Annotated in this window: 4 protein-coding genes; 3 read left to right on the top strand and 1 reads right to left on the bottom strand. The window is 63.2% G+C overall.

The annotated features are described in order from the left end of the window. Positions 1-77: 77 nt before the first annotated feature. Positions 78-1,133 (bottom strand): tetratricopeptide repeat protein, encoded by a 1,056-nt coding sequence (locus tag V0R59_RS14815; protein ID WP_330075624.1) that lies wholly within the window; start codon positions 1,131-1,133, stop codon positions 78-80. A gap of 165 nt (positions 1,134-1,298) precedes the next feature. Here V0R59_RS14815 and V0R59_RS14810 point away from each other — a divergent pair, with 165 nt between their 5' ends. The 3 genes from V0R59_RS14810 (at position 1,299) to V0R59_RS14800 (ending at position 13,004) form a co-directional block, all read left to right on the top strand. Beyond that, on the top strand, positions 1,299-1,712 hold the full coding sequence (locus tag V0R59_RS14810) for a hypothetical protein (protein ID WP_330075625.1): 414 nt from the start codon (positions 1,299-1,301) through the stop codon (positions 1,710-1,712). A 159-nt stretch (positions 1,713-1,871) separates the two neighbouring features. Beyond that, a complete protein-coding gene (locus V0R59_RS14805; protein ID WP_375547383.1) occupies positions 1,872-3,578 on the top strand; it encodes a ShlB/FhaC/HecB family hemolysin secretion/activation protein in 1,707 nt (568 codons plus the stop codon). A 30-nt stretch (positions 3,579-3,608) separates the two neighbouring features. Beyond that, positions 3,609-13,004, top strand: a complete 9,396-nt coding sequence (locus tag V0R59_RS14800) for a two-partner secretion domain-containing protein (protein WP_330105842.1) — start codon at positions 3,609-3,611, stop codon at positions 13,002-13,004. Positions 13,005-13,040: the final 36 nt, after the last annotated feature.

The raw sequence follows: 13,040 nt of genomic DNA, 5'->3' as shown, positions 1-13,040 counted from the left end.
CATGCGGGGTGCACTCTCTCTGGACCACACCGTGAAAGGCGGGGTTCAACCGGGTTTGTCGGGTGGTAAAAAAGGCCTCAGAGGCCCTGCTGGACCAACGGATCGTCGGGGTTCTGCTGTTCCAGCTGGGCGAGCAGGATCTGCACGTTCTGCAACTGCCCGCTCTCCTTCCAGTACTCGATCAGCAGCACCCGCGCCTTGCGGTTCGCCGGCTGGCGCGAAAGCAGGTTTTCCAGCTGCTTCTGCGCCGCATCCAGCTGTTCGAGGCGGTGCAGGCTGATGGCCAGGGTGTAGCGGTAGTCGCTGTTGTCAGGCTCCAGCTCCACCGCCCGGGAAAAGGCCAGCAGCGCGTATTCCTCCTGCTTGTGGCGCAGCAGCCACTGGCCCAGCTCGAACTGCAGGAAAGCCGAGTCGGGATGCCGTTGCAGGGCCTGGGCCAGTACTTCGCGGGAGCCGTCGGTCTGGCCCTGGCTGTCGAGCAGGCGTACCCGGGCGGCGAGGGCGTCGGGGTTGTCCGGCTCCAGCGCCAGGGCCCGGTCGAGGGTGCTGGTGGCGGCCGCGAAATCCCGTTCCTGCATGTACAGCCGGGCCAGGTGCACCTGGTCGGCCAGGGTATCGCCGCGGGCCTGGAGCGCCAGCTGGTACTGGTCGAGAACGCCCTGCAGGGGGCCGAAGTACAGGCCGACCTCATCCGGGGTCAGGCCCATCAGGGCATCCACGGTGGCGAAGCGTACGCTGTCGTCCTCGTCGTCCAGCATCGGCCCCAGCAACAGGCTGCGCTGGCTGGCGGGGACCATGGCGGCGATGGCGCCAAGGGCGGCGCGGCGCACCAGCGGGTCGTCGTGCTGCAGGTCCTTGCTCGCCAGTTTCAGGGCCAGTGGCGAAGGGTAGTTGGGCAGTTCGGCATACAGGCTGGCGCGGCGGATCGCCGAGAGGTCATCGCGGCCCAGTTGCTGGTACAGCACCCGCGCCGCACCGGGCAGGCCGTTGTGCGCCTGGGCCAGGGCCTTGGCATAGGCGTGCTTGAGGGCCGGATTGGGCGGCGGACCGTTGTCGCGCGACAGATAGCTGCCCAGCCCGAGCAACAGCAGCAGGACGAGGCCGACGAACAGGTAGAGACGCGGTTTGGGCATGCGTGAGCCGGTCAAGGACGTGCGGAAAGGGGGTCAAGCTTGGGTCAGGGTGAAGGTCGAGTCAATCCGTGGGGGATAATGGCCTTTGCGCATCGGCGCTCTGGACAGCTGCCGGCACTGGGCTACCTTGCACGCAGCGGCACATCATGGACAGGGAGGTTGCGGATGCTTGCGAGAGTGCTGGTAACGGTAGGAATCGTCTTCTATGCGGTGGTCGTGCCGATCCTGGAGATCAACGACACCCATGTGTTCAACCCGGCCTGGACACCCCATGCCAGGCTGCATGAAACCTGGCAGTTGTTCACCAACACGGCGCTGGGCGCCTTCAGCGTCTGGCTGGTATGGGGCAGGGACGACCTGCGGCTTGCCAGCCTGCTCACCACCTTCGTCACGGGCGGGTTCCTCATGGCCTACTGTCTGCGGGATGGCTATGGCGGGTCGATGGTGCTGACGGATGGGTCGGAGAAGATGATCTTCGGGCTCAACCTGGGGTTGGTGGCTTATACCCTGGCGATCGTCCTGGCGGGGCTGGCGCTGTTGATGGACCGGCGTCAGCGCCAGCTTGGCGTAACTCCTTGATTTTGCGAGGGACCTGTGGGAATGAGCTTAAACGCTCCCACAGGACCGCTCGGCACTTCGAAATTTCACCGGCTCGTCATCCGCTTGACGTCATTTTTCCCCCTCTCTAATATCGCCCAGCCGTTGATGGCATAGTGATATCGACAGGGATTTCGGATCATGCATTTCCACCACCACCTCGCGATGAGGTTGTGCCTTCTGGCCGCGAGCCTGGGCGCTGCAGTACCTGCCCTGGCGGCCACTCCCGGTGAACAGGACCTGATCCGCGACCGCCAGGACCGCCTGCTCCAGGAACAGCAGCGCCGCCTCGACGAACTCCGCGAACTCCCCGGCAAGGCCGCGCCGCCAAGCGAACCGGGCACCACGCCGGACACCCGCTGCTTCCTCATCGATAGCATAGAGATCAAGGGTGCCGACCACCTGTCCCAGGCCGACCGCGAACGCCTGGTCAAGCCGTGGCTCAGCCAATGCCTCGGCGTGACCGAGCTCAATGCCCTGCTCAAGGCCATTACCGACCACTACCTGGCCCTGGGCCTGGTCACCAGTCGCGCCTATCTGCCGCAGCAGGACCTGTCCAGCAAGCACCTGGAAATCCAGGTGGTGGAAGGGCGCCTGGAAGGCCTGGACAGCAGTGATGACAGCGGCCTGTCGCCGCGCGAGCTGAGCATGACCTTCCCCGGCAAGGTCGGCGAACTGCTCAACCTGCGCGATATCGAGCAGATGGTCGACCAGCTCAACCGCCTGCCGTCCAACCAGGCGAAGATGGAGCTGGTGCCCGGCGGCAGCGTCGGCGGCAGCACCGTGCAGGTGGCCAACACGCCGAAGAAACCCTGGCGCGCCAGCCTGTCGCGCAACAACGACGGCCAGCTGGCCACCGGCGAGCAGCAGTGGGGCTACGGCCTGGAATGGGACAGCCCGCTGGGCATCGCTGACCAGTTGCTGCTGCGCGGCGGCCGAGACGCGGTCAGCGACCATCAGCGCACCTCCCACAGCGAGATGCTGTTCTACAACCTGCCCTGGGGCTGGTGGAACTTCAGCTACTCCTACAGCCAGAGCGCCTACCGTTCGCAGGCCGAGGCCAACACCTTCACCTTCAAGCAGACCGGCGACACGCAGAACCACCAGTTGCGCGCCGAGCGGGTGATCCACCGCGACAGCGTTTCCAAGACCGCGCTCAACACCGGCCTGGCCTACCTGCGCTCGAACAACTACATCGAAGACAGCCGCCTGGAGAACAGCAGCAACCGCCTGAGCGAAGCGCAGTTCGGCTTCAACCATGGCCGGCGCATCGGCAGTGCCTTCGTCAACCTGGATGCGGGCATGCAGCAGGGCATCGGTGCCTTCGACGCCCAGTCCGGGCGTCGTATCCTGCGCAGCGACCCCGACGCCCGCTACCGCAAGTACACCCTGACCCTGAGCTACCTGCAGCCGTTCAGCCTGTTCGGCGAGAACCTCAGCTTCAGCAGCCTGCTCACCGGCCAGCGCAGCGAGGACCCGCTGTACAGCCCGCAGCGCCTGAGCCTGGGCGGCCTCTCATCGATTCGCGGCTACAAGGACCAGAGCCTTACCGGCGACAGCGGTGGCTACTGGCGCAACGACCTGCGCTGGAGCCGCCCGCTCAACGCCGAGTGGCTGCGTCCACTGCTGGCCGAATACGGTGCCGCTGTCGGCTACGACCAGGGCGTGATCCGTGGCGACCGCTACAACGCCGAGCAGCACGGCCGGGTTTCCGGCAATGCGCTGGAACTCTTTGCCCGTGGCCAGCACCTCTCGGCCAGCGTGACCTTTGCCCATTCCCTGGAGCGGCCGGATGCCGTTGCCGAAGGGGAGTCGCCCATCTACTTCCGCGTGGAGCTGCTGCTGTAAGCCCCACGCCCGCTGAACCGAGACCACGACATGGATGTCCGTCAATTCGCTTTCCTGGCCCGCCTGCCTTCCGCCACCGTGCAGCCGCGCGAGACCTTCTGTGGCCTGCCCAAGCGCGCGCTGGCGTTCCTGCTGGCCAACGTCATGTTCTGGCAGCCGATCTGGGCCCAGGCGGACGGTATCGCGGTCAGCGCCGGCACGACCGGCCTGGCCCAGGCGGGCAATGGCGTGCCGATCGTCAATATCGCCGCGCCCAATGCCAATGGCCTGTCGCATAACCAGTTCAAGGACTACAACGTCGATGCCAAGGGCCTGATCCTCAACAACGCCACGGAACGCACGCAGAACACCCAACTGGGCGGGATCATCGTCGGCAACCCGAACTTCAGCGGGCGCGCGGCGGACATCATCCTCAACGAAGTGAATGGCGGCAGCCCCAGCCAGTTGCGGGGTTACACCGAGGTGGCGGGCAAGTCGGCCCATGTGATCGTGGCCAACCCCTATGGCATCAGTTGCGATGGCTGCGGCTTCATCAACACGCCGAAAATCACGCTGAGCACCGGCAAGCCGGTGATCGAGAACGGCCAGTTGAGCCGTTACCAGGTCGACCAGGGCAGCGTCTCGATCCAGGGCGCGGGCCTCAACGCCAGCAACGTCGACCAGTTCGAGATCATCACCCGCGCCACGCAGATCAACGCGCAGATCCAGGCCAACAAGCTGGATATCGTCGCGGGTCGCAACGATGTGGATGCGCGCACGCTGGCTGCGACGGCCCGTGCCGCCGATGGTAGCCAGGCCCCCGAGTTGGCTATCGATTCCTCGGCCTTGGGCGGCATGTACGCCGGGGCGATCCGTCTGGTGGGCACCGAGGCAGGTGTGGGGGTACGGATGGCCGGCAATCTGGCCGCCAGTGGCGGCGATATTCAGCTCGACGCCAACGGCCACCTGAGTGTGACGCAGACTGCCGCAAGTGGTGCCGTTACGGTCAGGGCCAATAGTGCTGAAGTCAACGGCCCGGTCTATGCGGGCTCGACACTGGCCGTCACCACCGCGGGTGACCTCGTGACCCGCCAGAACCTCGCTGCACGCGATGCGCTGACACTGTCCGCAGGCGGTCAACTGAATAACTCGGCAGTGATCGAAGCAGGCGTCAATGCCGATAACAGTCGCACCGGTTCAGGTGATGCGACGCTGTCTGCCAACGGGCTGAGTAACAGCGGCAGCATTTCCGCCGGTCGTGCGTTGCAAGTCACGGTTACCCAGACCCTGAGTAACCAGGGTGCGACGCTGAACGGGCAGTCCAGCACGCGGATTGCGGCTACCTCGGTAGACAATCGCCAGTCGGGCAGAATACTCAGCCAAAGTGGCAGTGTGGATATCAGTGCACCCCAGGTGCTGAACAGCCAGGGCGGCTGGATCAGTAGCAGCGGGAGCCTGACGATCAGCGCTGGGTCACTGGATAACAGCCAGCAAGGCAAACTCTCCAGCAGCAGCGCTTTGGCTGCGCGTATCTCCGGCCAGTTCCTCAATCAACTGGGCCTCGTCAGTGCCAACGGTGATCTGCTGCTCAACGCCGCGACGCTGGACAACCGCAATGCAGAAATTTCCACTCTCGCCAACCTCACCTCGACTGTGGGGCAGTTCAACAACAGCGAGAAAGGCCGTCTGCTCGCCAATGGCGCGGTGCAACTGAGCTCCGACAATCTGAGTAACCAGAATGCCGGTTCAATTGCCGGGCAGCAGAGTGTGCAACTGACGTTGGGGCAACTGAGCAATACCGGTAGCGGTAGCGTTTATGCCAGAAACAGCCTGGACGTGAGCTCCAGTGGCACGTTGAACAACGATCAGGGCGTATTGCGTAGTGACGGCACGCTGGATGTGCGTGCTGCCTCGCTGAGCAGCATTGCCGGCAGCGTAACCAGCGCCGGCACGGCGTCGATCGGCACCGGTGGTGCAGTCGTCAACCAGGGCGGACAGATCCTGAGCGATGCCGGCCTGACGTTGAACAGTGGCTCGCTGGACAACAGCCAGAGCGGACGAATTGCCGGCAACGGTGTTGTGCTGAATACCGGCGCGTTCAACAACCGACACAGCGGCAATCTGTCGAGCACCGGGGCGATGCGCCTTGGCGCAGCACAGGTCGACAATAGCGATGCCGGTCGCATCGCCGGCGCCATGGCCCTGACCGCCGTAGTTACTGGCCTGGATCAAACCAATGATGGTCGCCTTTACAGCAATAGCGATGTCAGCCTCGACCTGAGCAACGGTGTACTCACCAACCAGAGCGGCCTGATCAATGCGCCAGGCCAGCTGTTGCTGAAAAACCTGAACGTCGTCAACAACCAGAGCGGCACGATCTCCAGCGCCAACGGCTTCACGCTGGTGGCGACGTCGCTGGACAACACCGAAGGTTCGTTGCTCAGCGACAAGGCGCTCGTTGTGCGGGTCGGCCAGTTGCTGACCAACCTGCGAGGCCTGGTTTCTGCGACCGGTCTTGAGCTGACAGCCGGCTCACTGAACAACCGCAATGGCGAAGTCTCCAGCCTTGGCAGCCTGACGGCGTCCATCGGGCAGTTCGATAACCTTGAAAAAGGCCGCCTGCTGGCCAACGGCGCATTGCTGCTGACAGCCGACACCTTGAACAACCAGGGTGGTGTGGTGTCCGGGCAGCAGGGCGTGCAACTGAACCTGGGCCAACTGACCAACACCGCTGGTGGCAGCGTCTATGCCAGGAACAGCCTCGGCCTGACCCTCGGCGGGGCGTTGCACAATGATCAGGGCGTGCTGCGCAGTGACGGTTCACTGAGCGTCAGTGCTGGGTCGCTGAGCAACAACGCGGGCAGTCTCGGCAGTGCTGCGGTCGCCTCGATCAGTATCGATGGCAGCGCCGTCAACCGGGGCGGGCAGATCCTCAGCGATGCACAACTGACGCTTGCCAGCGGTAGCCTCGATAACAGCCAGGGCGGACGCATCGCCGGTAATGGCCTGGTGCTCGGCACTGGAGCCTTTGACAACCATCAGGACGGTCGCCTGACCAGTACCGGGGCACTGCAACTGACCGCCGGGCTGGTCAACAACAGTGATGCCGGTCGCATCGCCAGCGCCATGGCCCTGACGGCGGTGGTCACTGGCCTGGACCAGACCAACGATGGTCGTCTGTACAGCAACAGCGATGTCAGCCTCGACCTGAGCAACGGTGTACTGACCAACCAGAGTGGCCTGATCAATGCGCCGGGCCAGCTGCTGCTGAAAAACCTGAACGTTGTCAACAACCAGAGCGGCACGATCTCCAGCGCCAACGGCTTCACGCTGGCGGCGATGTCGCTGGACAACACCGAAGGTTCGTTGCTCAGCGACAAGGCGCTCGTTGTGCAGGTCGGCCAGTTGCTGACCAACCTGCGAGGCCTGGTTTCTGCGACCGGTCTTGAGCTGACAGCCGGCTCATTGAATAACCGCAATGGCGAAGTCTCCAGCCTTGGCAGCCTGACGGCGTCCATCGGGCAGTTCGATAACCGTGAAAAAGGCCGGCTGCTGGCCAACGGCGCACTGCTGTTGACAGCCGACGCCCTGAATAACCAGGGTGGTGTGGTGTCCGGGCAGCAGGGCGTGCAACTGAGCCTGGGCCAACTGACCAACACCGCTGGTGGCAGCGTCTATGCCAGGAACAGCCTGGGCCTGACCCTCGGCGGGGCGTTGAACAATGATCAGGGCGTGCTGCGCAGTGACGGTTCACTGAGCGTCAGTGCTGGGTCGCTGAGCAACAACGCGGGCAGTCTCGGCAGTGCTGCGGTCGCCTCGATCAGTATCGATGGCAGCGCCGTCAACCGGGGCGGGCAGATCCTCAGCGATGCACAACTGACGCTTGCCAGCGGTAGCCTCGATAACAGCCAGGGCGGACGCATCGCCGGTAATGGCCTGGTGCTCGGCACTGGAGCCTTTGACAACCATCAGGACGGTCGCCTGACCAGTACCGGGGCACTGCAACTGACCGCCGGGCTGGTCAACAACAGTGATGCCGGTCGCATCGCCAGCGCCATGGCCCTGACGGCGGTGGTCACTGGCCTGGACCAGACCAACGATGGTCGTCTGTACAGCAACAGCGATGTCAGTCTCGACCTGAGCAACGGTGTACTGGCCAACCGGGGCGGCCTGATCAATGCGCCGGGCCAGTTGCTGCTGAAAAACCTGAACGTCGTCAACAACCAGAGCGGCAAGATCTCCAGCGCCAACGGCTTCACGCTGGTGGCGACGTCGCTGGACAACACCGAAGGTTCGTTGCTCGGCGACAAGGCGCTCGTTGTGCGGGTCGGCCAGTTGCTGACCAACCTGCGAGGCCTGGTTTCTGCGACCGGTCTTGAGCTGACGGCCGGCTCATTGAACAACCGCAATGGCGAAGTCTCCAGCCTTGGCAGCCTGACTGCCAGCATCCGCCAGTTCGATAACCTTGAAAAAGGCCGGCTGCTGGCCAACGGCGCATTGCTGCTGACAGCCGGCACCCTGAATAACCAGGGCGGTGTGGTGTCCGGGCAACAGGGCGTGCAACTGAACCTGGAGCAACTGACCAATACCGGGGGTGGCAGCCTTTACGCCAAGGATTCCCTTGGCCTGACGCTGGGCGGAGTGTTGGCAAACGATCAGGGCGTGGTGCGCAGTGATGGCGCGATGGACCTTGAGGCAGCCGGTCTGGCCAACACCAATGGTCGCGTGACCAGTGCCGGAACAGGCGTACTCAACTTCAATGGTGCGGTGGTCAATCAGGGTGGGCAGATTGTCAGTGATGCACAACTGACGCTTAGCAGTGGCCGCCTGGACAATAGCCAGAGCGGGCGTATTGCCGGCAACGGTGTTGTGCTGGATACCGGCGCATTCAACAACCGGCAGGGCGGCAGCCTGTCGAGTATCGGGGCCATGCGCCTGACGGCAGCACAGGTCGACAACAGCGATGCCGGTCGCATCGCCAGCGCCATGGCCCTGACCGCTGCAGTTACTGGCCTGGATCAAACCAATGATGGTCGCCTGTACAGCAACGGCGATGTCAGCCTCGACCTGAGCAACGGCGTGCTGAACAACCAGGGCGGCCTGATCAATGCGCCGGGTCAGTTGCTGCTGAAAAACCTGAACGTCGTCAACAACCAGAGCGGCAAGATCTCCAGTGCCAATGACTTCACGCTGGCGGGTACATCGCTGGACAACACTGACGGCTCTCTGATCAGCGATAAAGCGCTGATCGTGCGCATCAATCAAGCGCTGACCAACCTGCGCGGACAGATTTCCGCCAATGGCGTCAATTTGAGCGCCGCAACGCTGGACAACCGCAATGCCGAACTGTCCAGTCTTGGCAGCCTGACTGCCAGCATCGGGCAGTTCGATAACCGTGAAAAAGGTCGCCTGCTGGCCAACGGCGCATTGCTGCTGACAGCCGACACCCTGAACAACCAGGGTGGTGTGGTGTCCGGGCAGCAGGGCGTGCAACTGAGCCTGGGCCAACTGACCAACACCGCTGGTGGCAGCGTCTATGCCAGGAACAGCCTCGGCCTGACCCTCGGCGGGGCGTTGCACAATGATCAGGGCGTGCTGCGCAGTGACGGTTCACTGAGCGTCAGTGCTGGGTCGCTGAGCAACAACGCGGGCAGTCTCGGCAGTGCTGCGGTCGCCTCGATCAGTATCGATGGCAGCGCCGTCAACCGGGGCGGGCAGATCCTCAGCGATGCACAACTGACGCTTGCCAGCGGTAGCCTCGATAACAGCCAGGGCGGACGCATCGCCGGTAATGGCCTGGTGCTCGGCACTGGAGCCTTTGACAACCATCAGGACGGTCGCCTGACCAGTACCGGGGCACTGCAACTGACCGCCGGGCTGGTCAACAACAGCGATGCCGGTCGCATCGCCAGCGCCATGGCCCTGACGGCGGTGGTCACTGGCCTGGACCAGACCAACGATGGTCGTCTGTACAGCAACAGTGACGTCAGCCTCGACCTGAGCAACGGTGTACTGACCAACCAGAGTGGCCTGATCAATGCACCGGGCCAGCTGCTGCTGAAAAACCTGAACCTCGTCAACAACCATGGCGGCGAAATCTCCAGCGCCAACGGCTTCACGCTGGCGGCGACATCGCTGGACAACACCGAAGGTTCTCTGCTCAGTGACAAAGCGCTCGTTGTGCGTATCGATCAGTTGCTCACCAACCTGCGTGGCAAGATCTCCGCCAACGGCGTCAACCTGAGTGCAGCAACACTCAGCAACCGTCATGCCGAGCTGTCCAGCCGGAGTACTCTGACCGCCACCATCGGCGAAATCGACAACAGCGAAAAAGGTCGCTTGCTGGCCAACGGCGCGCTTTTGCTGACAGCCGACATCCTGAATAACCAGGGCGGTGTGGTGTCCGGGCAGCAGGACGTGCAACTGAATCTGGGCCGGCTGAGCAATACGGGGGCTGGCAGTGTCTACGCAAAAAACACACTGGGCCTGACGCTGACGGGTGCGCTTGATAACACCCTTGGCGTGCTGCGCAGTGATGGCGCAATGAACCTGAAAGCGGCCTCTCTGACCAATACCGGCGGTAGCGTGACCAGTGCTGCCGCTTCAGCCCTGGCAACCGACGCTGCAGTGCTCAACCAGGGTGGGAAAATCCTCAGCGATGCGACCCTGACGCTCACCAGCGACCGCCTCGACAACAGTCAGAGCGGGCGTATCTCCAGCAACGGCCTGGTGCTCAGTACTGGCACCTTCGATAACCACCAGGACGGGCGCCTGACCAGTACAGGCACGCTCCGGCTCAACGCCGGGCTGGTCAACAACAGCGATGCGGGACGTATCGCCAGCACCATGGCCTTGACTGCCGTAGTGACAGGCCTGATCCAGACCAATGACGGTCGGTTCTACGGTGACGCTGACGTCAGCCTCGACCTGAGTAACGGCGTGCTGGACAACCAGGGCGGCCAGATTTTTGCCCCTGGCCAGCTGCTGTTGAAAAACCTCGCGTCGGTCAACAACCGCAGCGGCAGAATCTCCAGCACCAATGGCTTCACACTGGCCGCGACCACGCTGGATAACACCGCCGGTTCGGTGGTCAGTGACAAAGCCTTGATCGTGCGCGTCGACCAGTTGCTGACCAACCTGCGCGGCCTGATTTCCGCCACCGGCGTTGAGCTGAGCGCTGCGACGCTGGACAACCGAAATGCGGAGCTCTCCAGTCAGGGCTACCTGACCGCAACCGTTGGCCAGCTCGATAACAGCGACAAGGGCCGCTTGCTGGCCAACGGCACATTGCTGTTGAAAGCCGGCACCCTGGACAACCAGAGCTCTGGTGCCATTTCCGGCCAGCAGAATGTGCAGCTTGATCTGGGGCAGTTGAGCAACATCGGCAGCGGCAGCATCTACGCCCGGAACAGGCTGGGCCTGACGGTCAGCGGTGCCCTGAATAACAACCAGGGTGTCTTGCGCAGTGCTGGCGCACTTGATCTGAGTGCCGCGTCCCTGGCCAACACGGTGGGTAGCATCAACGGCTCCGGCGTTTCGGTCCTGAAGGTCGATGGCGCTGTGGTGAACCGTGGCGGCCAGATTCTCGGTGATGCCGCCTTGACGCTCGCCAGCGGCAGTCTCGACAACAGCCAGAACGGTCGTATCGCCGGCAAGGGTGTGAGCCTCGACACAGGCGCTTTCGACAACCGGCAAGGCGGGCGCCTGACCAGTACCGCAACCCTGAAAATCAATGCCGGGCTGGTCAATAACAGTGATGCCGGGCGTATCGCCAGCGCCATGGCCCTCACCGCCGTGGTCACGGGCCTTGATCAGCGCAACGATGGCCGACTGTACGGCAACGGTGACGTCAGCCTCGACCTGAGCAACGGCTTGCTTGACAACCAGGACGGCCTGATCACTGCTCCCGGCCAATTGCTGCTGAAGAACCTTGCCGCGGTCAATAACCAGAACGGGGAAATCTCCAGCGCCAACGGCTTCACGCTGGCCGCCACTTCGCTGGACAACACGGCGGGCTCGGTGCTCAGCGACAAGGCGCTCGTTGTGGGTATCGACCAGTTGCTCAATAACCTGCGTGGCCTGGTGTCTGGCGACGGTGTCGATCTGGCTGCCGGTGAACTGAACAACGACCTTGGCAGCGTGAGCAGTGATGCCGATCTGCTGCTGACCGTTGCCGGCAAGCTTTCGAACCAGAGTGGCGAGCTGACCAGTGCTGCCGACACTACCCTCAACGCGTTGAGCCTGCGCAATGGCAACGGCCAGGTCATGGCGGACCGGTTTCTGAAACTGGTGATTACCGATGCCATCGACAACCAGGCAGGAACACTGGGCGCAGGGAAGGGGGCCGACATCCGCGCGGTGAGTCTGGACAACCGACAAGCCGGTGCGCTCGTCACGGATGGCCAGCTGGACCTCAAGCTGACCGGCGCACTGGACAATCGCGCCGGTGGCAGCCTGCAAGCCAAGGGCCCGATCAAGCTGACCAGCCAGACGCTGGATAACCGTGGCGGCCGTGTCACTGCGCAGAACCTGCTGGTGCTGCGCAGTGAGAGCCTGGACAACCGTGGCGGTGCGATTCGCGCCGAAAAGGGCCTGCAATTGTTCGTCGATGCACTCGACAACAGCCAGACAGGCCTGAGCAGCAATCAGAAAGGTCTGATCAACAGTAACGCGGGTCTTGAGCTGGTCGGCACCCGTCTGGATAACCGCAGCGGCCTGCTCAACGCCGCTGGCCTGATGCAACTGCAGGTTGACAGTGTTCTCAACGGCAGCGGCCGTATCGCCAGCCAGTCTGCCATGGTCGCCACTATCGGCGATCTGTCCCAGCAAGGCGGCGAACTGGTTGCACAGGGCAATCTGACCTTGAGCGGCAACACTCTCGACAACCAGTCGGGTGGCCTGGTGGGTTCGACAAAAGCGCTGAAAATCGATGTGGCCGACATCGACAACAAGGCCGGTGAGCTCTCCAGCCAGGTCGGCGTGGACATCATCGCCCAGACACTCGACAACAGTAGCGGCGGCAAGGTGCTGGCGGGCACGGCGCTAGGGTTGCACGTGGCGCGGGTGATCAACCTGAACAAAGGCCTGGTGTTCGGTAATACCCTGCGCCTCGACGGCACTCGTCTGGATAACGCAGGCGGTACGCTGGCCAGCCAGCAAGACCTGGATGTGAGCCTGTCCGGCGCGCTGGACAATAGTGGCGGTCTGCTCAGCAGTGAGTCGGCCATGACCGTCAGCGCTGCTTCTTTGCAAAACGCCTCGGGCAGCCTGTCCAGTGCCGGTGCCCTGAGCGTCACAACCACCGGCGCCTTGAGCAACCAGGCGGGCTCGATCACCACCGATGCAACACTTACGCTGAGCAGTGCAAGCCTGGACAACAGCAAGGCTGGCAGCCTCTCTGGCAAGGGCGCCACGCAGGTCACCACCGGCACGTTCGACAACAGTTAGAACGGTCGTCTGACCAGCAACGACACCCTGCGACTG

This window comes from Pseudomonas ulcerans (assembly GCF_036324125.1).
GTDB lineage: Bacteria > Pseudomonadota > Gammaproteobacteria > Pseudomonadales > Pseudomonadaceae > Aquipseudomonas > Aquipseudomonas ulcerans.
This window is presented reverse-complemented; position numbering and strand designations above follow the sequence as displayed.